Genomic DNA, 24,704 nt, shown 5'->3' on the forward strand with positions numbered 1-24,704 from the left:
ATCCAGATATGAGGCGCGCGGGTGTAGTTCAATGGTAGAACTTCAGCTTCCCAAGCTGACAGCGCGGGTTCGATTCCCGTCACCCGCTCCACCGATGGCCCGCGGATTCCTGAACCGCGTCCCTCACCACAGCCCGGCGACGGCGCGCACCACCAGCCAAGTGACTCCGGCGTCGACCAGCACCCAGGTCAGCCACCAGAATCCTGCAGGTAACGGGGTCAGCGCGGCCAGCGTACGGTGATCGGCACCGCCGTCTCGCGAGCGGGCGACGGCACCGAGAGACTCCCACGCCCCGGCGAGCAGCAGCAGTCCAACGCCGGCCACCACACCTGCGCGCACAGGCATGGCAGCGGCGGTGTCACCCCACCACCACAGGACCGCCACCGCCGCGGCGCTAAACGTCACCAGTGCTGCGGTGCGCACGGACCGGCTCATCGCCAGCAGCGCGACCAGCACCACCAGCGCCGCCGCCAGCACCGTGCCCGCCCAGCCTGACAGGGCGGCGAGCACTGCGCCCGCGCCGATGACCGCCGGCATCGGGTAGCCGGCCCAGGCCGTGATGCAGCGGCCGGACCCGCGGCTGCGGCCGGAGGTGACCGCCCGCCCGGACAGGTCGCCCGCGATGACGAAGCCGTGGAAGCGGCGTCCAACCAGCATGCCGATAGCGGCGTGTCCGGCCTCGTGTACGAGCGTTGTCAACGCGCGGCACCAGCGCCGCACTCCCGGCAGCGCCCAGGCCAGGACCAGCACTACGGCAGCCGGCCAGAGCAGACGCGGGTCGGGCGCCGGGGAGGCGGCCATGCGTGAAAGCACCTCCTCCCAGAGCGTGCCGGCTCCCGGGAGAGCCACAGCTGCTACCGGCACGTCCGCCGCCGCCCATCCGGAGGTCGAACGCACCCCGGCGGGCAGGGCGGCACTGATTGTGGGCGCGCTAGTCACGATCACCCGCCGCAGTCTGCCAGGCACTTCTGTGCGGGTGTTGTCGATGCGCAGCCTGGACCGGTGCCTGGACCGGTGCTCCTGCCCTTAATCGGGCGAACACTGTCACAGAATGCACCACTTTATGACCGGAGCGCTCCCTGTAACATCGCCGGGCCGCATGACTACGCGGATTTGAAGATGGGCCAACCGCCGGGTGGGTTGAAAGTGGTGCATTTCATGACAGCTGTGCGCACCCGGCCGGTCTAGGCGCGCGTGGCCTAGGGTCGGTCCATGCTCGAAACGCGTCGCGCCCGCCCCGGCCGCCTGGTGGTGGCGGCCGCCGTTCTGGACCGACTGCCGAACGCGGCTAAGACGGATGCAGACCGCGCATCGACCGCGTTCTCACCCGCAACGGCCCCGCAGTCAGCCGCAACACCTGTCCTCAGCTCCACGCACGCTTCGCCAAGAACGCTGCTGTGCGCGGCCCGCTCCTACCCGGCCGAGCACGCCGGCCAGTACGAGTTTCCCGGTGGGAAGGTCGAACCGGGCGAAACACCGACGGCCGCGTTGATGCGGGAACTGGCGGAGGAGCTCAACCTGCGCGTGCGCCTAGGCGCCGAGGTGCTCCCCTCACCCGACCTGGCGGTTCCGCCGACGCGAGCAGTAATGCCCCCGGGCGCTCCTCCCGGGGGCAACCGCTGCTCCGACCGCGTTGCCAACGGGCACGTACAGACCGGCGCCGAAGCCGCTGTCGCCGCCTTCCCCGGTGACGACCGCCCGGCCTGGCCGGCGATGCACGGCTACCGCATGCGCGTGTGGCTCGCCGAACCCGTCGGAACACCGCCCCACCTCGGCGATGCGCACGCCGCGCTGAGGTGGGTCCCCTTGGACGAGGTCGGAGCCCTGCCCTGGCTACCCGCCGACCGACCGATCCTGGAGGCGATCCGCTGCCTACTCGCGCACACGCGCTGACTGCTCAGTGTCAGGACGCTCCGCCCGAATTCGCTGTTCCCGGAGCGGCCTGACGCAGGCATCGAGCCACTTCTACCGATCTCGGCACGTAACTACTACCGACCTCGGCGGTATGGGGGTCCACTTGCTGACACTTCTCGCCGCTCCGTCACCTTAAGGGTTAGGGTGTCCTCATGCCGAAGATCTTGGGTAGTTCCCTCGCCGAGCACCGCGAGCGCACCCGCCGCGCCCTGTTCGATGCCCTGTCCGACCTGCTCGCCCAACGGCCCTTCGACAAGATCACCCTGTCCGACGTCGCAGCCCGGGCGGGCGTGGGCCGCACCGCCGTATACAACCACTTCACGGACAAGGAAGACCTCCTCCTGGCCTTCATGGAGTACGAGACGGGCCGCTACGCCAAGGAGCTGACCCGCATCCTCGCAGACGTCGCCGACCCCATCGACCGCCTGCGCATCTACGTACGCCAGCAGGCCCTCATCAAGCGCCACTACCACTTCCCCTCCGGCGGCCCGCTGGCCAGCTCCGTTTCCCGTGACACCGCCGGCCGCCTGCACGCCCACGCCGGGCACATGGCACGAATGCTGACCCGCATACTCACCGACGCCATGGACGCCGGCGCCATCCCCCGCCAGGACCCGGCCCTGCTGATCCCACTGATCCACGCCTGCGTGCTCGGGGGGCGGCCCGCGCCCGCCGAGCCGCACGCCCGCGCCGCCTACCTGGAGTCCCTGGACGTGTTCGTACTGCGCGCCGTGGGGGCGTCGGCACCGGACCATGCCATCCCCAACGTGCCGCCTACGCAGGCGACGGAGCCGACGGCGCCCCCGGCTCGCGCCGTAGGGTAGCCGCCCCTAACCACCCACTGCCGCCCGTACTTGCGCTTGCTCGCACTGCAAACAAGACGTACTACCAGCGCCGCCCGTCACCGCCGCTAAGGCCGGAGTGACCGGTGGAGTTGGCCTCTCCATTGCGCTCCTCCAGTTCCCGGCGCCGAGAATCGCCGGGAGTGGGCGACGGGCTCGACGGCGGCGTGGCCTGCTGGCTGGACTGCCCGGTGCCGGTCGGCTCGGGAGTGGGAGTACCCGTCGAGCCTCCCGAAGGCGTCGACTCGCCGCTCGCGGACGCAGTGGCCGTGGAGCTGGGATCTGACTGGGCGCTGGGGTCCGGCTCGGACGCAGGATCGGGCGGAGGCGGCACTTCGCACTGGCCCGCGGCTTGCATCGCCGCATCCCACTGTGCCTCCGCAGTGGCCGAGTCGCCCCCGTCCTGGGCTACGTCCGCGAGGGATGCGTGGGCGGTGTAAAGATTCACGCGCACCAGGCACTCAGGCGCCTGCGGATCAAGGACCGTCACCGTGTTCCCCGCTTCATCCTTCACCTGCACGGTGCCGGCGGCGGGCGCGGTCACCAGCGCCTCCTCCAGCTCGCCCACCGCGGCATCCAGCCGGTCATCCAGTAGCTGGGCGGTACCCAAGTTGTAGTGGACGCGCCACTGCTCCAGCCAGGGGTTCAGGCGCACCACCGCACCGTAGCGGTCCACCGCGGCGGCGTAGTTCCCGGAGACGGCGGCATGGTTGGCGGCGAAGGTCAGACCGGATACCACCAGCATCCACACCGCGATCACTGCGACGACGACAGCCGGCACCCCCTGCCAGGCCAGCAGCCGCCGCCGACGCGCCAGCCGGGCACGTCGGTGCTGGGGCGACTCCGCCTCGGGCCCTTTGGTGTCGGCTATGCCGGCACGCACGGCGTAATCGTGGGCTTCGGCAGTACTACGGGCCCCGGGGCGGTAGGCGTCATTCTCGCCGGGAAGCCCGGCGGAGCCCGCCTGCGGGTCTTGGGGACCGGCTGCGCCGGAGTAGGTCATCGGGGTCCTCCTGCCTGCGCCCCCGGGCGGCCACCGACGGCGGGGAGCGTCAGTCTTTGCACGGCGCGGTCGGCGCGTATCAGCGCCACTCCCTCCCACACCAGTAGGACGGCGGCTACCAGCCCGAGTGGCCAGATGACGTAGTGGGTGTAGCGCTTGCGCTCCCGCCCGTCCGACAACACCTGCTCCACGTCCTGGTCGGTGAAGGCCTCACCGGGGTCGTCACCGGTGCCCGTGCGCTGGAGGTAGGTGACGCCCAGGGCGTCGGCCACCGCCTGCAGCTCGGCGGTGTCAGGCACGGAAACCGCGGGCTCGCCGGTGCTTGGATCGGTGATGTAGTCGGCGTCGGGGTCGGCCGAACCGCCGAAGGCGCGCATGCGTCCACCGCCCTCAGTACCGTAGCCGAGCACCGCGCCGCCGTCCACGACTTCCCCCAACTGCTGCCAGCTGACCCCGGCGGCGTCGGCCGTGCCCGCGCCGCGGCCGTCATCGGTCGCCTCGCCGTCGGAGAGGATGAACACCAGGCGGGCGTTCTCGGGGGCGGACTCGGCGGCGCCGGTCAGGGTCTGAGACAGCAGCGGCAGCGCGCGCTCAAGGGAGGATCCCTCGGAGCGGTTGGTGACCTCCTGCTGCAAGGAGCCGATCCAGGAGGTGACCGCGTCAATGTCACTCGTCAAGGGCAGTTCCCGGGCGGCAGTGGAGTCCAGGGCGATGATGCTGAAGCGGGCATCGGGGTAGGCGTCACGAATGGTGGTCAGGTCGGCGCGCACCCCGTCCAGGCGGGTGCCACCCCCGGCCTCGGGCCCGCCCGCCCAGTCCTCCGCCGCCATCGATCCGGTGCGGTCCACCACCAGGTAGACCTCAACGTTGGAGACGGCCACCGCCTCGGTCACCGGCACACTGGGTCCCGCCAGGATCAGTACGACGGCGGCGCCCAGCGCCACCCGCCGCCACCAGGTCGAGCGCGCGCCAGGGTCGGCACCGCTGCGCAGCAGCCAACGTGCGGAGGCGGCCAGCACTGCGGCCACAGCAACGGCAGCCAGCAGGGTGAGCGGCCAGCCGAACAGGGGCACCAGTCTCATGCGCGCCTCCAGGCGGATACCGCCAGGAATCCCAGGACGAACACGGCAAGAACCGCAGCGGCCTGCTCGGGCACATCCGTCACGCGCACCTGGGTGTTGGTATCGAGCTCGTCCACCTGATCGGCCTCCAGCTCCCGGACGATCTGGCCGGCCGTGTCGGCGTCGTCCACCTCGTAAAAGAGTCCGTCGTGGGCGGTGGTGATCTCGCGCAGGTCCTCGCGGGCCGCATCCACATCCTTGCCGGAGACGTCAGGGTCGGCCAGCTCCGGGTCCGCTCCGAACAGGGAGAACAGGCGGATGGACTCCTCCTGGGCGAGGTCGGCGGCCTGGGACACGGAGTAGATCTGCTCGTGGAAGGGGTCGAGTATCTGGTTGTCGGTCGCCAGGATGATGGAGCGGGAGCGGTCGGCTACCGGATTGTCAAAGGCGAGGGTGCAGGAGGCGAGCCCGTCCCCGGCCAGGGAGGACCCGGTGACCTCCTCGGCGAGGGTCCCGGAGAAGGTCTGGTAGTAGCGTTCCAGCGCGGGATTGCCCCGATAGGGCAGGAAGTCGAGGACGTCGGCGATCTCGTTGAACTGATCCTGCAGCAGCTCGTAGTCGTCGGTCAGCGGCACGATCGTCTGCGCGGTGGAGTTCCAGGCGACCAGCGCCACCCGCTCGCCCTCGAAGGTGTCCAGCAGCTTGGCGAAGGTATCCAGGATCTTGGAGTCAGTGGTCACCATGGAGGTGGAGACGTCCAGGCACAGCACGATGTCCCGGCTGGCCAGGGACTCATTGCGCACGGTGCGCTCGATGGGGCGCCCGGCCATGGCGGCGGCCGCGCACAGGGCGACGACGAGCGCCGCTCCCAGGAGCGCGTGCAGCATACGGCGCCGGGCCAGCCGCTCACGCAGCATGGGACTGCCCAGCAGGGAGGCGGAGTTCGCCACCCGGCGCGCCGCCTCCCCGTGGCGGCGCCGGGAACCGTCCCCGAGGCCGCCCGTGGCCGCCGCCGCTGCCACGGCCACGGCGGTTAGGATGACGACCCAGACGAGCCAGGGCATCACCATCGGTTGACCACCTCCCGGGCCCGCGCAATAGCGGCATCTGCGGCGGCGTCGGGGTCGCGGTCGAAGGAGGGCTGCTCCCACACAGCCAGCAGCTCACCCACGTGCCCGAGCGGGTTGGTGTCCAGGGGACGGCGGCTGGCGCGCACCCGACGCAGCCGCTCCGTGATGGAGCGGGGGCCGGCGGTGTCCGCCATGTCCAGGATCTCCAGGACAGTGGCGGAGACAATGTCCTCGCCGCTGCGGGCAGTCGCAAAGCCCCGCAGCGTGCCGGCCAGTTCCAGGTGCAGGCCGCGCAGGTCCAGCTCGTTGCGCTGATAGCGGGCGGCGGCCTCATCCACCCGGCGGGCCCACTGGCTGCGTTCCGAGGCCGCCATGGGGATATCGCCGACCGACAGGGCCGTGTCGCGGCGGGTGACTAGGAAGGCGCGCAGGATGAAGGCGGCTGCCGCGATCAGGGCGACCACGCCGATCAGTGGCATCCACAGGGGCATCAGTACCGGTGGGTTGACGACCATCTCAGCGCCTCCCCCGGCGGCTGCGGCTCGATGCCAGCCGCTGGCGGGCCAGCAGGGCAGCGATGGAGTCCACCATGGACGCGTCGGAGCGGATGGCGGTGTGCTCAATGCGGCGGGCGTCCAGCAGGGCGGTCACAGCGGCGCGCCGGGCGTCGGCGGCGGCACTGAGCTTGGCCGCCAGGGCGGCGTCCTCACGCAGGAACGCGGGGATCTCACCGTCCAGCTCAACATCTCGGGTGCGGCCGCGGCCAGGAGCCAGCGGGGTATCGTCGGCGATCTGGACCGCGATCAGCTCGTGCTGAGCGGACAGGCGGCGCAACCGGTCCACCACCGCCGGGTCGGTTTCGGCATCGGGGTGGAAGGTATCGGTGATGAGAACCACCAGGCTGCGCCGACGGTGCCAGGTTCCGACCCGCTCAAGCAGGGTGGACAGGGCCGCACCGGGGGCGTCGGGCGCGAGTGCATTGCCGTGGGTCAGGGACTCGAACTGGTGCTCTAGCAGGGACAGAATCATCTCGGCGTGCTCACCGCCTGAGCGCGCCGGGCGGGTGATCACGCGGGCGGCGTCGGCGGCGACCAGCGCCACCGTGTCACCCCGCAGGCGCGCCAGGTAGGCGAAGACCTCGGCGACGGCAAGGGCAAGATCGCGCTTGTCCTCGCCACTGGGAGCCTGGGCGGCCATCGTGCGGCTGGTGTCGACGGCAAGCACTAGCGGCAGGTTCGACTCGCGCTGGTAGCGCTTGATCACCGGCTGGCCGGTGCGGGCGGAGGCCTTCCAGTCGATGTCGGTGACGTCATCCCCGGGCCGGTAGACGGACAGGTCATCGAAGTCCTGCCCGTGACCGACGAACACGGAGCGGTGGCGCCCGTCAAGCAGGCTGGTGGAGCGGCGCAGGGTGGGCAGTGACAGGCGGCCGCGCACGCGCGCCACCCGAGGGCCGGACCGGCGCCGGCCGGGGGCGGTCGGCTCCTGCGTGGAGGCGGGGTCGGGGCTGGTCATGGTCGCGGAGCCGGTCAGGGGGTCGGGACAGCGGCGAAGATCGCATCGATGATGGACTCCGGCGCGATGTCGTCGGCCAGGGCGTCATAGGTCAGCACCAGGCGGTGGCGCAGAACCGCGTGGCGGAGTAGGCGGACGTCGTCGGGCGTGACGTAGGTGCGGCCGGCCTGCAGGGCAACGGCCTGGGCGATCTTCATCAGGGCGATGCCCCCGCGCGGGGAGGCGCCCACGCGCACGTGCCGCTCCAGCCCGGGCACGGGCCGGGGGCCGCCGCCGCGGGAGGTGTTGACCAGGGCCACGATGTAGTGCTTGATGACCGGGTCGACGTACACGCGCTCGACCGCGCCCTGCAGCCATTCAACCGCATCGGTGGAGATCGGCCGGGCGTGGATGGGCTCCTCGAAGGCACCGTTGGAGATGCGGTCCAGGACGTCGGCCTCCTCCGCCGGCCGGGGGTAGGTGAGCACCTCCTTCATGAGGAAGCGGTCCATCTGCGCCTCCGGCAGGACGTAGGTGCCCTCCTCCTCGATCGGGTTCTGAGTGGCCAGCACCATGAAGGGGTGGGGCAGGGGGTAGACGACGCCGCCGATGGAGGTCTGCCGCTCCTGCATGGCCTCCAGCATGGCCGACTGGGTCTTGGCGCTGGAGCGGTTGATCTCATCGAGCAGCACGATATTGGCGTGGACCGGGCCGAGCTGGGTGGTCATCTCACCGGTGGCGTAGTTGAGCACCTGGGTGCCGACGATGTCGTTGGGCATCAGGTCGGGGGTGCACTGGATGCGGTGGAAGGTGCCGGACACCGCGGCGGCCAGCGTCTGGGCGGCAGTGGTCTTGGCCAGCCCGGGCACGGACTCCAGCAGGATGTGCCCGCCGGCGATCATGGTTGACACCAGGGCCAGGCGCAGCTGCTCCTGGCCGACCACGCGCTGGGAGAAGATCTGGGTGACGCGGCCCAGCAGCTCCCCGGCGCGTTCAACGTCGGCGCGCGGGGAGGCGTTGGAGCGGGAGTTCCGCTCGGCCTCACGCTCAAGCTCGGCGGAGGACGGCAGGGACTGGGTACCGGGGTATCCGCCCTCGGGCGCGGAGGCCGCGGTGGCTGCCGCGCCCGTGACGCCTCCGGCACGGCGAGAGCGGCGCCCCGATCCGGACGGGTTCGGCTGGCTGGGTGCCGCGGGCACAGACGGGGGTACGGACGGGGGGACCGCAGGGGGGATCGTGCCGCCGGCGGCCCCGCCGGCGACACTGGCGCCAGACCACGCGGAGCCCGTACCTGAGCTACTGGTACCGGCTCCCGGCGGATCGGGCTGCATGGTCATGGCACTCCTCTGGTTCTCCGCGCGTCGCCCGCCTCGCGCCTGGCGCTGCGGCAAGCATATTGTCTCGGGGAGGCTACACGAGCCCCCTGAAGGTTTCATCGCACTGTGGTGGGAAGTACTTCCCGCCACCGCCACCCGGCGCGCCTTCGGGGCAGCGCGTGGCCCGCACGCTCCCGCCAACCCGCCCCATCCGCAGATACCGGCCCCGGTGTCACTGGATGCACCACATTCACGTCGTTCACGCCGCCTCGGCCCACAAGCCGGGAAACCAGGCGCAGAATCACGCCGATCGCCCCGATCCCAAGGATGCACCACACCCGAAAGTGGTGCATTCCATGACAGATCCACTCCCCCGCGCGGGCTCGCCCCCCGCTACCAGCTGGCGAGGCTGACGTCAGAGCCGGACAGCGTCAGCCGCACTCCGTCACGCGCAACGTAGGCCTGGGACAGTGTCAGTCCCTCCGGCAGCACCTCGGGACCGATCTCAATCTCCGGTTTGTCCAGGCCGAAGTACTCCAGCGCGGTCCCCAGGGACAACGCGCTGATGCCGCCGGCGCCATCCGTATCATCCCCGCCTGCCGGGTCATCCACGTCGATATCCACGCCGAACACATTCAAGGAGACCACCGAGAACTTCAGCCCGCCCGCGTCGGTGACCACGGGCTCAAACGTCAGCGACGCGTCGACTCCGAGCACGGTTGCGAGGGCAGTAACCCGCCCGGGCTCAGTAGTCGAACCGTAAACGTCAGGGGTGATCGTCAGCTCGGGCACATCAGGCGCAGCCGCCGCCACGAGCCGCTCCAACTCGTCGAAGCCAATCGCCGCGGAGGCGTAGACCTCGCCGGCCCGGTAGGGGTCACGGGTACCGACCTCCGTGAGGTTCGCGGTCACATTCGTGAACTCCAGGCTGGCCACCGCAGCCAGGCCCGCCCCCGCCGGGTCGTCCCCCGTCCCCCCGGCGTCGGTGGGCGCATCAGTCGGGTCGGCCGAGGCGTCATCCCCGCCGGATCCGGTTTCAATCACCAGGCTCTCCGACCTCAGGCTCAGTGTCTTCAGCTCGTGCCGGAGCAACTGCGGCAGCACGATGCCGTCCGTGGTGATGCTGGCATCGGCGGCAAGACCCGGCAGGGCCGCGCGCACGGTCTGCTCGACCTGTCCGCGCGCATAACGCTCCGCGCCGACCAGACCGCCGGCCGCCACGCACACCAGCACCAGCAGCGCCGCCAGCCCACGCCGCCGCCAGCGCTGCCGACCGTGCCGCCGGAGTTCAGACCGCGCGCCCTCCTGCCGCCCAGCCGCGGTGGCCGCGGCGCCCTGCGCGTCATCCGGCCCGGCTGTGGATGCCAGGTCGGGAGTCGCGGCGTTAGCGGTCACTCCGCCTCCCCCGCCTGGGCGGCGCCGCGGGACGGTGGGACCGGGGCGGTATCCACGCGGGATCCGCTGCCCGCCTGCGCCGCCTGATTCGCCTGGTACTCCTCATCCAACAGCGGCAGGTCCTCCGCCGTAACCATCAGTGTGGACACCGCATGCTCCACCAGGGCGGCCCGGCGGTTGGAGGCGACGCCGCCGGCGCGCCCACCGCGCAGGCCCCGCACTCCCACGCGATCGAGTTTCTCGCATACATTGTCGAGCTTGCGGTTGAACTTAGTCAGCGACCAGCCCAGCCGGGCGGCCGCCGAGGCCGAGGAGGGGATCTCGGCGGAGCCGGTACCGGCGCGCTTAAGCACCGGCTCCGCCAGGGCGAGTACCAGCAGCCGCTGCGACCGAGTCATGGGGGTGGCGCCGATGGTGGTCTGCCCCCGCGACTCGCGCGTTCCGTCAATGCCGGTGAAGCGCCCCGCCTCTGCGGTGATCAGGTCGATCTCGTAGGTGGTGGGCCCGGCGGAGAAGGTCAGGATGACGCGGGAGAACACCAGCGGCATGCTGGCGCCGGGGGCGAGCCGGGACTGCACCAGTCCGTCGCCGTCGGTGAGTGTGGCTGACAGGTGCGAGCCCTCGTTGGCGATCCACCACAGGCCCGAGTCGTGGCGCAGCACCAGGAAGCGGCGGTGCAGGTAGGGGTTGTCATCGATGTCGAGGTCTCCGCCGCGCCCGATGACGAAGGTCTCCTCCGTCCCCACGCGGTAAACCTCCCCGGAGAAGTCGACAACCAGCTCCTCCGGGCGGTCGGGGTCGACCTCCGGCAGGTCGGTCCAGGTAAGGTCACTCATTGGGTCCCCGCTTCCTCGCGTGATAGCTGAATGTACTCTGAATGCGCTGCTCACCGCGGCGTTGCGGCACCGCCACGGCCCTTGCCCCCGGCTGCGCCGCATGCTCCGCTGGACCGGCCGACCGGAGCGGCCGACCGGACTGACTAACAGCAGCGTAACGGATTCCCGTCCCGGCGCCCGGGCGGGCTGCGTGCCCCGCCGCAGCTCGCGCGCTCACAGCGGCGGCTCAACACGCAGGGTAACGCCGTCGCCGACGTCGAGCAGGTCCCCGACTTGCAACGGGGTCGGCAGGGCTGTGGCCAAGAGCACCGGGGCCGCGCCCGGGCGCACTAGAACCGTTCCGTTGGCGGAGCCCAGGTCGCGGGCGAGCAGGCTCCACCCGGCCACGGTGATCTCCAGGTGCGAGCGCGATACGAAGTGATCGGCGCTGGGCACGGTTACCAGCTGGGTAGCGGCCTCCTGGCCCGGGCGGGGCCTGGGCGCGCGCCCGACGACGACGTCTCCCCGCACTGGCACGGTCTGCCCCGTGGAGAAGGTCAGCACCGCCAGCACGGGCCGCGGCACCTGCCGGACCTCGCCGGTCAGCGGCGCCGCGCACGCCTGGCAGGCGACGGCGTCCAGGGGGTTGGGGTGCCCGGCGGCGCACATGGCCGCCGGAATCAGTGGCACCGGCGGCTCCGGCGCAGGGGCGCCCCCCGCATCCTGCAGCGCCAGGGTGCTTTGGGCGGCGTCCGGCTGCTCCGCTGCGGGGCCGACGGCGCCTGCGCCCTGGCCTGCAGCGCCGTCACCACCGTCCGCGGGCGCCTCCGCAGTCGCGCCGGCGGGCACGCCCGCGCCGGAGCCACCGGTCCGGCGGCGTCTACCGGAGCCGGGCTCGGGCACGGCCCCGGCGGGCGGAGGCGCCTCCTCAGGGGCCTCGTCGGCGGTATCCATCCACACGCCGGTTTGGGGCGGCGCGGGCGCATAATCCGGATCAATCCACACCCCGGTCTCAACCAGGCCGGTGCCGTCGGGGCGCTCCGCGGTCGGCTCGCCCCGGCCCGAGTCGTCCGGCTCGTCGGCGGTGGCGGCATAGGCGGCTCCGGGCTCCTCCACGGCCGGGCCGACAGCAGCCGCCGTCCCGCCCAGGGCGGCGAGCACCTGCTCACGCACACCTGCGGGCACCGGCGCCCGCAGGACCGCTGTGCCGAACCGACCACTGACGATCTCGTCCGTCAGCCCGCCAGCCCCGACCGGCACGCCGGGACGCGCCGCATCCAGGGCCCCGGTATCGGTGTCGCTCGGGGTGTCGCTCGGGGCGTCTTTCACGGCGTCTGTCACGACGTCTCCCGCTCCGGCAGGTCCACCACGAGCGCAGTGACGTTGTCATGCCCGCCGGCCTCAAGCGCGGCGGCAACCGCCATCTCCGCGGTGCGCTGCGGCCCCAGCCCAGAACCGAGCACAGTGGCCAGCTCGCCGTCATCCAATTCGTCGCTCAGGCCGTCCGAGCACACCAGGATGCGGTCGCCCAGACGCGCCGGCACCAGGCGGACCTCGGGGTAGGCGGCCTGGTCCAGTCCGGCGCCCAGCGCCCGGGTGACCACGTTGCGCCGCGAATCCCGGTGCGCCTGCGCGCGCGTGAGCTGGCCGGCATCCACCAGGTCCTGTACCTGAGAGTGGTCGTGGGACAGCTGGGACAGCAGGTCCTCGCGCAGCAGGTAGACGCGCGAGTCACCAATGTTGAACACGATCCACGTGCGGCCCTCCGGCAGGTCGGCGAGCACCGCTCCGGCGATGGTGGCACCGGGAGGGTTGGCGGCCTGGGAGGGAATCGCCGAAACCGCCTCGCCGGCCGCAACGACGGCGTCGACCACCTGCGCCTGGTCAATCACCCGGCTGCCGGCCAATGGCACCAGCGCACTGAGCGCCGCCCGGGCGGCGGCGCGGCCGGAGGCGTGACCGCCCATCCCGTCCACCACGATGAAGGCGGGGGCGAGCGCCAGGTAGCCGTCCTCATTGACGCTGCGCAGGCGGCCGATGTCGGTCGCCGCGCCGGCCACCGTCGCCGCCTGCGGGGACGGCTCCGCCGGCGACTGCGGTGCCACGAGCGCGGGGGTCGTGGAAGCGCTGGGGCCGGTCCGGCCAGCGGGCTCGGATCCTGCGGCCGGTTCGGTGTCCTCACGCATCGGCGTCTCCTAAAGGTGCGGGGCGGGACGGGCTTTCGTTGCTCCGACGATACCGGCCGGGCCACTACAGCGTGCTCTCAGGTAGGCTCTTAACTGCCGGTACCCGCCGGCGGTCCGCGAAAACCCGCCCGGACCGGGCCCACGCAGTTACAAAGGATCCAGCATGCCTCAGCCTCAGGACGATCTCGTCGCACGGGCGAGTGACCCCAATGCGGAACTCAAGACCCTGCACGAGCTCGCGAACAACTACCCCGGCCTACGCCCCTACATTGCGGAGAATCCCCGCACCTACCCGGCGCTGCTGGAGTGGCTCGCCGCTTTGGGGGACCCCGCCGTCGACGCCGCCCTGGCGCGCCGCAACGCTGCGGCTGCAACTCAGGCGATCAGCGTGGAGCAGGCACAGGCGGCCGCCCGGGCGGCCGCGGCCGACTCGGCACCAGCCCAGGGCGGAGCCACCGGTCAGCTGCCCGCAGACGACTCCGCGGGCCTGACGCAGGCCCTGCCCACCGGCGGCCTGGGCGGCCAGGGGCAGGTCGTCGATCCGGTGGCGCCCACGCAGGCCATCTCCCAGGCCGAGGTGGCGCGCCCAGCCGCTCCCGAGCGGCGCCCGATCATGGAGGGCAGGCAGGCCGCAGCGGCCAGTCCGACCGCCCCCACCGCCGCCTACGGCTACCAGCAGCCGCAGCAGACGGCCTACCAGCAGCCCCCGCAGCAGACGGCCTACCAGCAGCCGAGCGCCTACCAGCAGGCCGGCCCCCAGGCCACGGGCACCCAGGCTGCCGCCGGCAGCCAGGGGGTATTCGGCGTCGGCACCCCCGAGGTCGAGGCGCAGCCCCGCCGCAGCAACCTCTGGCTGTGGATCCTGGGCGGCATCGCCCTCGTGCTCGTGGTTGCCCTGATCGTGTGGTACCTGAGCTCTGACCACGGCGCCAGCAGCTCCGACCCGGCTACCGCACCGGCCCAGGCCGTGGCCACGCAGGCGCCCGCGACCGCGCCGGCGCAGGCCGGCCCGACGCCGTCGCCGACCCCCAGCCCAACCTCCACCCAGAACCTGGTCGCCCCCGCGCCGGACGGCGCGCTAGAGATGAGCGCCTTCACCACGCCGTCGGGGAACATCAGTTGCGTGCTGGGCGAGGACGCGGTCTCCTGCACGGTCGATGAGCACGACTTCGTACCCGCCGACGCCTCCTGCAACAACTCCAGTGACCAGGCCTTCACGGTGAGCGTGACCACCGAGGGTGAGGCGCAGGGCAGCTGCGGACTCGCCTTCTCCTCCGCCGGCGCCTCCCTGAACTATGGCGCGTCGGCGAAGAACGACTCCTTCGCCTGCACCTCCAATGAGTCCGGGATCGAGTGCTGGAGCCAGGTGTCCGGCAAGGGCTTCCGGCTCTCACGCTCCAACTCCGAGGCCGCCAACCGCTGACCCCGGCGCGCCCGCACCGCCCATGCCCGCCCCGGTGGGCCCGTCCGTAACCAGCAGAACTGAATGTCCAGCAGCTACGCCACCATCCTGCGCCGGCCCGGTGCTCTCGGCTTCTCGGCCGCGGGCCTGATAGCCCGCTTCCCCATGTCCATGGTGGGCATCTCCACAATCCTGGCGATCCAGGAGCTTTACGGCAGCTACTCGACGGCGGGCACGGTCTCCGCCGTGAACGTGGTCGCCGTGGCCGTTGGCGCCCCCGTACTGGCCCGGCTCGTCGACGCCCAGGGGCAGTCCCGCGTCATGCTGCCGGCCACGCTCGGCTCAGCCGCAGCGCTCATCGGGCTGGCAGCGGCCACGCAGCTGCGCGCCCCGCTCGGGGTGCTGCTTGTGCTCTCGGCGCTGGCCGGGCTGCTGGCGGGCTCCTTCGGCTCCCTGGTGCGCTCGCGCTGGACTTACATCCTGGACACCCCGGAGCAGGTGCACACGGCCTTCTCCCTGGAGGCCGCCTTCGACGAGGTCGCCTTCATCATCGGTCCGGTGCTGGCCACGGTGCTGTGCACCTCCCCGCCGCTGCCGGCCACTAGTGGGTGGATCGCCGCCGTCGCGCTGCAAGTGGGCGGTGGCCTGTGGTTCTTCAGCCAGCGCGCCACGGAGCCGACGCCGCATCGGCGCGTGCCAGCCAGCACAGCTGCAGAAGCGAGCCAGCGGCCGGGACCGCGGCCGGGCGGACGCAAGCCCGCCACGGAGCCGGGCGAGCCTGCTGCACCGGTGCGGGATCAGCGCCGCGCCCAGACGCGGCCAGTGCTGCGGCACGGCGCCGTCGTGGCCGTGATCGCCGTGTTCCTGGCGTCCGGTGCCATGTTCGGCGCCAACGACGTCGCCGCTGTTGCCTTCGCCACGGAGCTGGGCATGAAGTCGGCCGCCGGGACGGTGCTGGCGGCTTGGGGCGTAGGGTCGTTCACGGCCGCGCTCGTCTACGGGTCGCGCCCCTGGCACCGGCCGTTGTGGCAGCAGTTCCTGCTGGGCACGACGGCGCTGGCCCTGGGGGCCTCGACCCTTGTGCTCGCCCCCAACCTGGTGGTGCTGGGGGTGCTCATGGCACTGACCGGCATGGCGATCGCCCCAACAGTCACCACCGGTAACTCGATTACCCAGGTGTCGGTGGCGCCGTCGCAGCTCACCGAGGGGCTGGCGTGGGTCGGCACCGCGATGAACATCGGCATTTCACTGGGCTCCATGTTCGGTGGGTACGCGGTGGATGCAGCCGGCAGCCATGGCGGCTACCTGCTGGTTGCCGCCATGGGCTGGCTCGCCGTCGGCATGTGCCTGTGCGGATTGCGCATGCTGCGGCAAGCCCGCCCCCACCGCAGCCTGCACGACGGCGCGGAGCCAGTCGGCACGGATACGGTCGGCGTCGGCGGGGCGTAAGCGGATTACCCGCGCCACCCCCACCCATAGACTGCCGGCGTGGAGTCCCTCAAACGCGCGCTCGCATCGCCGGCCACCGCCCTGCTTGGCTGGGCCGCACTCGCCCTGTCCGTCTATCCGACCCTTTGGGGCAAGGACGGCGCGGGTGTCTTCAAGCTCGACGCCTGGATCTACCATCACGCGGTCGCGCAGTGGCACGCCGGCGGCAGCCTGTACGACTGGTACGCCAACCCCGACCAGCAGCTTTGGCCCTTCACCTACCCGCCCTTCGCCGCCTGGGCCATGACTCCCCTGACCTGGTGGCCGGACCGGGCGACCCAGGTGGCCCTGGTTGCCGCAACACCGGTTGCTACCGCAGTGACCGCCTGGGCGGTGCTGCACGCCCTGGGAGTACCTGGCCGCATCACCCGGGGCGCGGCCCCGTGGCTGGCACTGGCCGCCGTGCTGCTACTGGAGCCGGTGCCCAAGACCATGGAGTACGGGCAGGTCAACGCCGTGCTCATGGCGCTGGTGGCTCTCGACCTGCTGGTGGTTCCCAGCAGCTCGCGGCTGCGCGGCGTGTCCGCCGGACTGGCGGCGGCATTCAAGCTGACCCCGGCGATCGCGGTACTGGTCCTCGCGGCCCGGCGCGAGTGGCGGGCCGCAGCCACCATGGTCGGCTCCGCCCTGGCGGTGACGGCGCTGAGCTGGGCGGCCTCGCCCGATGAGTCCGCCCGGTTCTTCTTCTCCGCCATGTGGGACTCCTCCCGCGCCGGCTTCACGGACTACTCCGGCAACCAGAACCTCAAGGGGCTGGTGGCCCGCTGGCTGCCGCCCGCGGCCTGGGACGCGGTCTGGGCGGGGCTGGCCGCGGTCGGCGTCGTCCTGGCCTGGTTGCTGCTGGTGCGGCTGAATCGCCTGCGCGTAACCGCTGCCGCAGGCTCCCGCCGCGCCCCCGGTGGTCCGCCGGCCGACGGCGTCGTCCTGGTGCTGCAGACCGTGGTGGCAATGACGCTGGGACTACTGATCTCCCCAATATCGTGGTCGCACCACTGGGTATGGTGCCTGCCCGCCCTCATGGGACTGGTTGCGGCGGGCCTGGCATGGGACTCCGCGGCGCTGCTGCAGGTGGCGGCCGCCGGCGCGGCCGTGTTCGGGCTGGCGATGCAGTGGTGGTTCCCCGAGCAGAATCACGTGGAACAGGACTGGCCCTTCTGGGCGACGGTGGTGGGCTCGTCCTACACGTGGTGGGCGCTGGCCACAGGAGTCGTGATGTGGCGCGTGGCCGGACGCCATATCGACCGAACTCAGCACGTAACGTCTACCGACCTCGGTGAGGGGCGGGGGACGGGGAGGACTCCCCGCCGGCTCCCGCGCCCGGAGCCGCCGGGGCGCGATGATCGCCCATAGGATGTCCCCGTGCCGTTTTCCGACCTCGTCCGCGCCGCCGAGGACCAGTTCCACCGCGACTCGATCCCCGTGCTCAAGCGCCGCGGCTGGCGGCCGCGGGTGATCCCCTACACCGGCTACGGGTCGGCGGCACCGGCTGCGCACCAGGACGGCGCCCCGCCACGGGACATGGCGCGGGTTCTGGCCCGCATGGTCATGCGCCCGCCGAACGCCCCCAGCGAGGGGCCACTGTTCCAAAGACTCCCCGAGGAGCTGCCCACGACGCCGCAGGCGGCCCGCAAGCTGGCGGCCGAGAACCTGCTTGAGGCGCAGCGCGGCTGGCGCATGTTCATTGACGTGCCCGTGCCGCACCTGCCGGTCACTGTCAGGCTCGGCGGGGTGAGCGTGCGCACCCGCGCGGACCGTGAGGGGTATGTCGACGTCGTCGTGCGCGGACACGGCCTGAGCTCCGGCTGGCACGAGGCGACCCTGGAGGCGGCGGGCACGCGGGCGGTCACCACCCGGGTGCTCGTGGTGGCTCCCGGGCCACGGCTGGGCATCGTGTGCGACATCGACGACACCGTCATGGTCTCACATGTGCCCCGCATGTTCGTGGCCGCCTGGAACCAGCTGGTCAAGCACACCTCCTCCCGTGAGAGCGTGCCGGGCATGGCGCAACTGCTCACGCGGGTGCGCCAGGCGCACCCGGGTGCGCCGGTGATCTACCTGTCCACGGGCGCGTGGAACGTGGTGCCGACCTACCGCTCCTTCTTCGAGCGCAACGGCTTCCCCGAGGGCCCGATGCTGATGACGGACTGGGGGCCCACGAACACCGGCCTGTTCCGCAGCGGAATCGAGCACAAGCGCACCGGGCTGCGTCGGCTCATGATTGACCTGCCGGAGGTGAAGTGGCTGCTGGTCGGCGACGACGGCCAGCATGACCCGCTGATCTACGGCGAGGCTGCGCGCGAGCACTCCGATCGTGTGGCCGCGGTGGCGATCCGGCGGCTGTCACCCACCGAGCAGGTGCTCGCCGGCACGCAACTGACCCATCCGGCGGGTCTGGCACCGGAGGCGCAGGCCCTGGCCGAGTCCGGCGTGCCGGTGGCGGCGGGGATGGACGGCTTCGAGCTGGCACACGCCCTGCCGCCGGAGCTGTTCACCGCGTAGCAGCCGTGCGGCGCCGCGAGCGGCGGCGCGAGCGGCGGCGCGCATCAGACGGCGACGCCGATCAGGTGGCCGATACCCCAGGTGACAGTCATCGCGATGGCGCCGCCCAGGACGTTGCGAGTCACCGCCGGCCGGATCGGGGCGGCGCCCAGGCGCGCGGACACCACCCCGGTAATCGCCAGCCCCACCAGCACGGAGGCGAAGGTCAGGGGGATCTTGATACCCACGGGCAGCAGCAAAATGGCGAGCATCGGCAGCATGGAGCCGATCACGAAGGCGACCGCGCTGGACAGCGCAGCGTGCCAGGGGTTGGTGTAGTCGTCCTCGCGCAGGCCCAGCTCCGCCTCCAGGTGCGCCCCCACGGCGTCGTACACCGTCAGCTCCCGGGCCACTCGCCGCGCGGTCTCCTGCGTCAGGCCCTTGCCGCGGTAGTGCGCCGCGAGGGAGTCCACGCCGGAGGCCGGGTCGGCGGCCAGCTGGCTGCGGGTGCGGGCCACGTAGGCGCGCTCGGTGTCCGACTGGGTGGATACAGACACGTACTCGCCCGCCGCCATGGATACGGCGCCGGCCAGCACCCCGGCCACCCCGGCGGCCAATATGGCGCCCGTGTCCGTGGGCGCGGCGGCGGCGACACCAATTACCAGTCCCGCCACGCTGACGATGCCGTCGTTGGCGCCCAGGACCCCGGCACGCAGCCAGTTAAGGCGTGAAGCCAGAGACGATGCGGTGTCGGAGCCGCCGGGCACAGGCCGGGACCGCTGCGGGCGGGCGGTGAGCCACAGCGCCGTCGGGCAGGCCTCCGGCGCCGAGTGGTCGGTGGCCTGCCCCGCGACTCCAGAACCCGCGCCCCGCTCGCCCGGGTCGATGAGGCGGTGCGCGCGGGATGGGCAGGCGCTGTGCTGCAGGCTCATGCTTCGAAGGTAAATCGGATTAATTCATCTGTATAGCAAAGATAGGTTTACCTATCATCCCGCTTCAGCGGGAGCGCCGGCATCGACCTTCACCGGGCCTACGCCCAGCCTTGCCCCAGGTGGATGCCGGTAGGGTTGCGGGCAGGGGCCGCGCCGGGCGGCACCCCCGAGCAGGAGGAACCCATGGCTAGCAAGCTCCCCTTCATCATCGGACTCGGTGCCGGATACGTCCTCGGGACGCGCGCGGGCCGGGCGCAGTACGAGCGCATCAAGGCCTCGGCCACCAGGCTGGTGGACCAGCCCTTCGTGCGCGACAAGGTAGCCACCGCATCCACGCGCGCCTCCAGCTTCGTGCGCGAGCAGGGTGAGGCCGTCACCGACAAGGTCGCCGACGCCGTCAAGGAACGCCTGTTCGGCACGCCGGGCCCGCAGGCCGCCCCGGCCCCCTCGGTCACCGTCGACGACGCCGAGGTCCGCCCGGTCGACCAGCCCGGCTGACCGCCAGGTCGCCTCGCGCGGACCGGGAGCTGACGCGGCTTTTGCCGGGTCGGCCGCTGCGGCCATACTCTGGGGGTGCCCTCTCCGCGCTACGCCCCGCCCAAGGACCTGTCCGGCTACGCCTGGCTCTCCGTGGGCGCGGCCCTGGCCACCATCACCCTGAAGGCGCTGGCCTGGTGGCTGACAGGCTCGGTCGGGCTGCTGTCCGACGCGGCCGAGTCACTGGTCAACCTGGTGGCCGCGCTAGTGGCGGTGATCGTGCTGAAGATCGCGATCCGCCCGGCCGACGCCGACCACCAGTTCGGCCATTCCAAGGCGGAGTACTTCTCCTCGGTGTGCGAGGGGATCATGATCTTCGTGGCCGCCGCCTTCATCATCTTCTCCGCGGTTGAGCGCATCATCACCCCGGTCATGCCGGAGCGCCTGAGCCTGGGCCTAGTGATCTCGGTGGGTGCCTCCCTGGTGAACGGGATCGTGGCGTGGGTGCTGCTGCGCCGGGGCCGGGCCGAGCACTCGGCCGCGCTGGTAGCCGACGCCAAGCACCTGCTGACCGACGTAGTCACCTCCGCGGCCGTCCTGGCCGGGGTGGGGCTCGTAGCCGTATTCCACTCCCCCGTGCTAGACGCCGTAGTCGCCCTGGGGGCGGGCCTGAACATCATGTGGACCGGATTCCAGCTGATCCGCGACTCGGTGGGCGGCCTCATGGACGTGGCCCCGGACCGGGAGGCGCTGGAGCGCATCAACGCGGTCCTGGACGAGCGCCGCCGCGAGGGGGTTGTGGACTTCCACGCGGTGCGTGTGCGGGAGGCCGGCAGCCGCCGCTTCGCCCACCTGCACGTGCTGGTGCCGGGCACATGGACCGTCAAGCGGGGGCACGACTACACCGAGTCGCTGATCGACGAGCTGGTTGCCGCCGATCCGAGCCTGCGGGTATCGGCCCACCTGGAACCGATTGAGGATCCGCTTTCCTACGCCGACGTGGAGGACGTCTAAGGGCGCGCCGGATCTCGCCGCGCCTGGCACCGGCGCGCATCGGCACAGCCCGCGCGCCTTCACTCCTGCCGGGCACGCAGCCTGGCGAGCGGCCCGCCGGCCTGCGCCAGCAGCTGCGCCGGGGGGCCGGACTGCACCACGCGCCCGCCGTCGACGACGATGACGTGGTCCGCCTGCTCAATCCGGTGCAGCCGGTGAGTCACCTCCACCACGGTGGTGCCGCGGCGGGCCGCCCACGCGCGCACGGCGTCGCGCACGCGGGCATCCAGCTCGGGGTCAAGATGGCTGGTGAACTCGTCCAGTACCAGCACATCGGGCTCGGCGAGCAGTGCGCGCGCCAGGGCGAAGCGCTGCCGCTGCCCCCCGGACACGGAGGCGCCCCGTTCCCCGAGCAAAGTGCTGTAGCCGTCGGGCATGGCCGCCACCTCGGCGTGCACGCCGGCGAGTCGGCAGGCCTCCGCCACCTGCTCCCGGGTGGCTTCCGGGCGGGCCAGGCGCACGTTGTCGGTCACGCTCAGGCGGAACAGGTGCGCCTGCTGGCTGACCAGGGCGACTCGCGCACGCAGATTCTCGGCCGCCGCCGCACGCACATCCACCCCGCCCACGGTCACCCGCCCGCCGGCCGGGTCATCGAAGCGCAGTACCAGCCGCGCCAGCGTCGTCTTGCCGGAGCCGGACGCCCCCACCAGGCAGGTCCACCTCCCCGCCTCGGCGCGTCCGCTCACCCCGCGCAGCGACGGGCGCGACGCCCCCGGGTAGGTGTAGTCGACGTGCTCCCAGGTGACGTCAAGCGGGCCGGCCGGCAGCGCGGAGGCGCCGTCGGGCAGCTCAGTGGGCGCGGTGGCCACCTGATGCACCCTCTCGGCGGCCGCGAGCGCGGTGGCGAGCGAGCCGGCCAGCTCCTCCACCCCGCGCACGGTCTCGCCCAGGCGCAAAACGGCCGCCGCCGCGGCTGCCAGCGCTGCGGGCCCCACCGCCCCGGACAGCACCGGGCCGGCTCCGGCCGCAACCACGGCAATCGGTCCCGCCAGCACCAGCAGCTGCACCCCGCCGCGGCGCAGTGCCCCCAGTAGGGCCGCCGGGCGGGCGGCGGCCGCCACGGCGTCGTCCAGGTCCCGCGTGCGCTCCAGGCGCTCGGCGGCGCGGCCGTAGCCGACCACCTCGGGCAGACCCTGCACGGAGTCGGTGACATGCTGGGTCAGTTCCGCCCGGGCCGCCACGGTGTGCCGGGCGCTGCGCGTGGCTGCGCGGTGCCCGAGGAGCGGGACCACCACGATCGCCGCCGCCAAGGTGGCGGCGGCAGCGGCGGCAACCGCCCAGGTGGTCTTCACCCCGATGACCACCAGCACGGTCACGGGCACAACTGCGGCGCTGACGGCGGGAGCGAAGGTGTGGGCGAAGAACACCTCGACACGGTCCACATCCTTGGTGGACCGGGCCAGCAGGTCACCGGAACGGGCGGTGCTCATCACGCGCGGGGCACGGCGGGCCAGGGCGCGGAACAGCTCGGCGCGCAGCAGCTCCAGGGAGGTGAAGGCAACCGTGTGCCCGAGGAACTGCTCCCCGTAGCGAAGCGCCGCCTTCAGTACCGAAATGGCGGCCATGGCGCCCACCACCGGCCAGACGGACGGGGCGGGGCCTCCGGCGGCGAGACTGAGGGCTCCAGCCACGACGGCGTGGGCGGCCAGGGCGAACAGGGCCACTCCCAGCAGGTGGTCCGCCACCCGGCAGGCGGCCGAGCCCAGCAGCGGCGGCAGGACCGGGCGGGTGACCTCCAGTAGCCAACGGATCAGGGGCCTGCGCGCCTTGGCGGGGGCGGCGTCGGCGGCGCCTGTGGACCGCCCTGCTGGTGCCGCACTGCGGCTGCTACCGGCCGGTCGTGGCTCGCGTGCCAGATTCATCGCAGGACACCCCCGCTGATCGTGACCACCCGCTCGGACGCGGACAGCGCCCCGGCGCGGTGGGAGACGGTGATTACGGTGCGGCCCGCGGACAGGCGGGCAATGGCGTCGATGATGGCGGCCTCACTGTCGAGGTCCACCTGGCTGGTGGGCTCGTCCAGCAGCAGCAGGGGCCGGTCGGCAAGGAAGGCGCGGGCCAGTGACAAGCGCTGCGCCTGGCCGCCGGACAGCCGCGAGCCGTGCTCACCGACGTCGGCGTGCAGGCCCTCCGGCAGGGCGTGAATCTCATCGGCCAGGTTGGCGGCGGCCAGTGCCTGCCACATGCGTTCCTCCGTGGCGGTGGGATCGGCCAGGCGCAGGTTGTCAGCGATGGTGCCGGTGAACAGCCAGGTGGTCTGGCTGACCACTGCGCTAGCGGCGCGCACGGCGTGCTGAGCGGACGCGGTGGAGGCGGTACCGGCCACGCGCACCCAGCCTGCCACGGGCAACAGGTCTCCCGCGATCAGGGCCATGAGGGTGGACTTGCCGGCGCCGGAGGGTCCTGCGACCGCCAGGTGCTCGCCGGGGGCGACGTCCAGGTTGACGTCGCGTAGCACGACCACGGGCGCAGCCCGACGCGGGCCTGCCGGATCGCCGGCACGGGGGTGCCCGGGATGTCCACCGAAGCCACCGGGATGACCACCGGGGTGCCCGGGCCGGCCAGGTCCGGCGGGGCGGGCCGGCCAGGCCGCGGTGACACCGCGCAGTGACACCAGCGCCGTGTCACCCGGCTCCTTAGCAGCCACCGGACCTGCGGGGCCCTCCTCCCGGCGTCGGGCCAGGACGCGGCGCAGCGCCCGCTGGTTGGCCATGCCACCCATGCCGACGTAGAAGAATCCGCCTACCCGCCCCAAGGGCTGCAGCAGGACGAAGGCGATGAGTACCAGGGCGATGGCGCCATCAAGGCCGATTGCCCCGGAGCCCAGACGAGCCAGGGCGAGCACGGCGGAGGCGGTGACCAGGAACAGGGAGAACAAGCCGTCGGTAATGAGGATGACCAGCTGATTTCCCGCCAGCAGTCGCATCACCGCGCGGCGATTGGCCTCACCGAAGGCCTCCAGGTCAGTGGCGCGACGCGCTGCGGCACGGGCCAGTACCAGGGTGGTCAGCCCCTGAATCGCATCGAGGTACTCGGCGCTCAGCCGCATGCGCTGGGCGCGTGAGGCGGCCGAGGAGCGGCGCAGCCGCCGGTGCAGGAAGATGATCAGCGCGGGGACGGCTACGAAGGCGACGGCCAGCACCGCCGCCGAGAGCGGGTCCACCACCGCGCCTACGAGTCCCAGCACCAGCAGCGGTGAGACGATCGCGGCGATGGTGGGCACGAGGAAGGTCTGCCTGTAGGCGGCCACGCGTTCGGCGCCGTCGGTCAGCAGGGTGACGGTGGCACCGGAGCGCGCGGAGGCGTGGGCCGGTCCCAGCTCGAACAGGTGGGCGAGCACCTGGCGGCGCAGCACACCTTCCTGACTGGCCGCGCTGATCTGGGCGATGCCGTGCACGGCGGCTTCGCACAGGGCGCACACGAGTGCTGCCACAGCCGCAACGGCGAGGTGATGCCGCCACGCACCGGGCACTTGGTCCGCACCTACTCCGACCACGGCCGGCACCACCGCGGCCGTCAGGCCGGCCAGGGCGCGGGAGAGGGAGATCAGCGCCCACCCCTGCGCCAACGCGGCTGCGGCAGTCAGCACTGCCGCAGCCGCGCCCGCACGGGCGCCCGCGCGAGAGCCGAGTACGGGCTTGGGTGCAACCGCCGTCGTCGGCCGGGCCCCACCGGCGCCCGCCGGGCCATCGGCAGGCTGCTGCGTCTGTCTCATGCACTTATGATTACCTAATTTTTGCAGCCTGCACCCACCCCGGGTACGGCAACCCGCCCCGCT

22 protein-coding genes and 1 tRNA gene are annotated in these 24,704 nt (G+C 72.0%); 9 read left to right on the top strand and 14 right to left on the bottom strand.

The features are described from left to right. Positions 1–17 precede the first annotated feature (17 nt). Positions 18–91, top strand: a tRNA-Gly gene (locus GZ997_RS04630). 32 nt (positions 92–123) lie between these two features. Here the strand turns inward: GZ997_RS04630 and GZ997_RS04635 are convergent. After that, a complete protein-coding gene (locus tag GZ997_RS04635; RefSeq protein WP_343212272.1) occupies positions 124–945 on the bottom strand; it encodes a M50 family metallopeptidase in 822 nt (273 codons plus the stop codon). Positions 946–1,212: 267 nt separating this feature from the next. Between GZ997_RS04635 and GZ997_RS04640 the strand changes: the two genes are divergently transcribed. Then, positions 1,213–1,893 (top strand): NUDIX domain-containing protein, encoded by a 681-nt coding sequence (locus tag GZ997_RS04640; RefSeq protein WP_162679028.1) that lies wholly within the window; start codon positions 1,213–1,215, stop codon positions 1,891–1,893. Between the two features lie 173 nt (positions 1,894–2,066). Further along, on the top strand, positions 2,067–2,738 hold the full coding sequence (locus tag GZ997_RS04645; RefSeq protein WP_162679029.1) for a TetR/AcrR family transcriptional regulator: 672 nt from the start codon (positions 2,067–2,069) through the stop codon (positions 2,736–2,738). A gap of 61 nt (positions 2,739–2,799) precedes the next feature. On the opposite strand, the gene GZ997_RS04650 is transcribed toward GZ997_RS04645, so the two are convergent. The 10 genes from GZ997_RS04650 to GZ997_RS04695 all read right to left on the bottom strand — a co-directional run bounded on the left by GZ997_RS04650 (position 2,800) and on the right by GZ997_RS04695 (position 13,096). After that, positions 2,800–3,759, bottom strand: a complete 960-nt coding sequence (locus GZ997_RS04650) for a tetratricopeptide repeat protein (RefSeq protein WP_162679030.1) — start codon at positions 3,757–3,759, stop codon at positions 2,800–2,802. Further along, on the bottom strand, positions 3,756–4,841 hold the full coding sequence (locus tag GZ997_RS04655) for a VWA domain-containing protein (protein WP_162679031.1): 1,086 nt from the start codon (positions 4,839–4,841) through the stop codon (positions 3,756–3,758). Before GZ997_RS04655 ends, GZ997_RS04650 begins: the two co-directional genes overlap by 4 nt. After that, positions 4,838–5,884, bottom strand: a complete 1,047-nt coding sequence (locus tag GZ997_RS04660) for a VWA domain-containing protein (RefSeq protein WP_343212273.1) — start codon at positions 5,882–5,884, stop codon at positions 4,838–4,840. Before GZ997_RS04660 ends, GZ997_RS04655 begins: the two co-directional genes overlap by 4 nt. After that, positions 5,884–6,405 carry an alpha-amylase gene (locus tag GZ997_RS04665; RefSeq protein WP_161924984.1) on the bottom strand — a complete coding sequence of 174 codons (522 nt, stop codon included), beginning with the start codon at positions 6,403–6,405 and terminating at the stop codon, positions 5,884–5,886. Before GZ997_RS04665 ends, GZ997_RS04660 begins: the two co-directional genes overlap by 1 nt. Before the next feature lies 1 nt (position 6,406). Further along, positions 6,407–7,405 carry a DUF58 domain-containing protein gene (locus tag GZ997_RS04670; RefSeq protein WP_161924985.1) on the bottom strand — a complete coding sequence of 333 codons (999 nt, stop codon included), beginning with the start codon at positions 7,403–7,405 and terminating at the stop codon, positions 6,407–6,409. Positions 7,406–7,419: 14 nt separating this feature from the next. After that, positions 7,420–8,721, bottom strand: a complete 1,302-nt coding sequence (locus GZ997_RS04675) for a MoxR family ATPase (RefSeq protein ID WP_238994255.1) — start codon at positions 8,719–8,721, stop codon at positions 7,420–7,422. 372 nt (positions 8,722–9,093) lie between these two features. Beyond that, the gene (locus GZ997_RS04680; RefSeq protein WP_162679033.1) at positions 9,094–10,095 is read right to left on the bottom strand and encodes an LmeA family phospholipid-binding protein; all 1,002 of its coding nucleotides are present in this window, start codon (positions 10,093–10,095) and stop codon (positions 9,094–9,096) included. Then, positions 10,092–10,931, bottom strand: a complete 840-nt coding sequence (locus tag GZ997_RS04685) for a hypothetical protein (RefSeq protein ID WP_238994256.1) — start codon at positions 10,929–10,931, stop codon at positions 10,092–10,094. The genes GZ997_RS04680 and GZ997_RS04685 overlap by 4 nt, the downstream gene beginning before the upstream one ends. 213 nt (positions 10,932–11,144) lie before the next feature. After that, positions 11,145–12,251, bottom strand: coding sequence for an FHA domain-containing protein (locus GZ997_RS13020; RefSeq protein WP_162679034.1), 1,107 nt, complete (start codon positions 12,249–12,251; stop codon positions 11,145–11,147). Next, on the bottom strand, positions 12,248–13,096 hold the full coding sequence (locus GZ997_RS04695; protein ID WP_162679035.1) for a protein phosphatase 2C domain-containing protein: 849 nt from the start codon (positions 13,094–13,096) through the stop codon (positions 12,248–12,250). The genes GZ997_RS13020 and GZ997_RS04695 overlap by 4 nt, the downstream gene beginning before the upstream one ends. Before the next feature lie 163 nt (positions 13,097–13,259). Here GZ997_RS04695 and GZ997_RS04700 point away from each other — a divergent pair, with 163 nt between their 5' ends. From GZ997_RS04700 to GZ997_RS04715, 4 genes are all read left to right on the top strand, one after another. Beyond that, on the top strand, positions 13,260–14,519 hold the full coding sequence (locus GZ997_RS04700; RefSeq protein ID WP_162679036.1) for a hypothetical protein: 1,260 nt from the start codon (positions 13,260–13,262) through the stop codon (positions 14,517–14,519). A 63-nt stretch (positions 14,520–14,582) separates the two neighbouring features. Beyond that, positions 14,583–15,947: an MFS transporter gene (locus GZ997_RS04705; protein WP_162679037.1), complete on the top strand. Its 1,365-nt coding sequence runs from the start codon at positions 14,583–14,585 to the stop codon at positions 15,945–15,947. Between the two features lie 39 nt (positions 15,948–15,986). Beyond that, on the top strand, positions 15,987–17,336 hold the full coding sequence (locus tag GZ997_RS04710) for a glycosyltransferase 87 family protein (RefSeq protein ID WP_162679038.1): 1,350 nt from the start codon (positions 15,987–15,989) through the stop codon (positions 17,334–17,336). A gap of 9 nt (positions 17,337–17,345) precedes the next feature. Then, a complete protein-coding gene (locus GZ997_RS04715; protein ID WP_161924992.1) occupies positions 17,346–18,485 on the top strand; it encodes a phosphatase domain-containing protein in 1,140 nt (379 codons plus the stop codon). Between the two features lie 44 nt (positions 18,486–18,529). On the opposite strand, the gene GZ997_RS04720 is transcribed toward GZ997_RS04715, so the two are convergent. Next, positions 18,530–19,396: a VIT family protein gene (locus GZ997_RS04720; RefSeq protein ID WP_162679039.1), complete on the bottom strand. Its 867-nt coding sequence runs from the start codon at positions 19,394–19,396 to the stop codon at positions 18,530–18,532. Positions 19,397–19,579: 183 nt separating this feature from the next. On the opposite strand from GZ997_RS04720, the gene GZ997_RS04725 reads away from it, so the two are divergent. Both GZ997_RS04725 and GZ997_RS04730 read left to right on the top strand, forming a co-directional pair. Continuing rightward, on the top strand, positions 19,580–19,894 hold the full coding sequence (locus tag GZ997_RS04725; RefSeq protein ID WP_161924994.1) for a YtxH domain-containing protein: 315 nt from the start codon (positions 19,580–19,582) through the stop codon (positions 19,892–19,894). Between the two features lie 75 nt (positions 19,895–19,969). Further along, positions 19,970–20,887 carry a cation diffusion facilitator family transporter gene (locus GZ997_RS04730; RefSeq protein WP_161924995.1) on the top strand — a complete coding sequence of 306 codons (918 nt, stop codon included), beginning with the start codon at positions 19,970–19,972 and terminating at the stop codon, positions 20,885–20,887. Between the two features lie 59 nt (positions 20,888–20,946). Here GZ997_RS04730 and cydC read toward each other — a convergent pair whose 3' ends face one another. Together cydC and GZ997_RS04740 are read right to left on the bottom strand one after the other, a co-directional pair. Further along, a complete protein-coding gene (gene cydC, locus GZ997_RS04735) occupies positions 20,947–22,788 on the bottom strand; it encodes a thiol reductant ABC exporter subunit CydC (RefSeq protein WP_162679040.1) in 1,842 nt (613 codons plus the stop codon). Further along, a complete protein-coding gene (locus GZ997_RS04740) occupies positions 22,785–24,641 on the bottom strand; it encodes an ATP-binding cassette domain-containing protein (RefSeq protein WP_162679041.1) in 1,857 nt (618 codons plus the stop codon). The genes cydC and GZ997_RS04740 overlap by 4 nt, the downstream gene beginning before the upstream one ends. Positions 24,642–24,704 lie beyond the last annotated feature (63 nt).

Origin of the sequence: Actinomyces sp. 565 (assembly GCF_010365615.1) — a bacterium.
GTDB lineage: Bacteria > Actinomycetota > Actinomycetes > Actinomycetales > Actinomycetaceae > Actinomyces.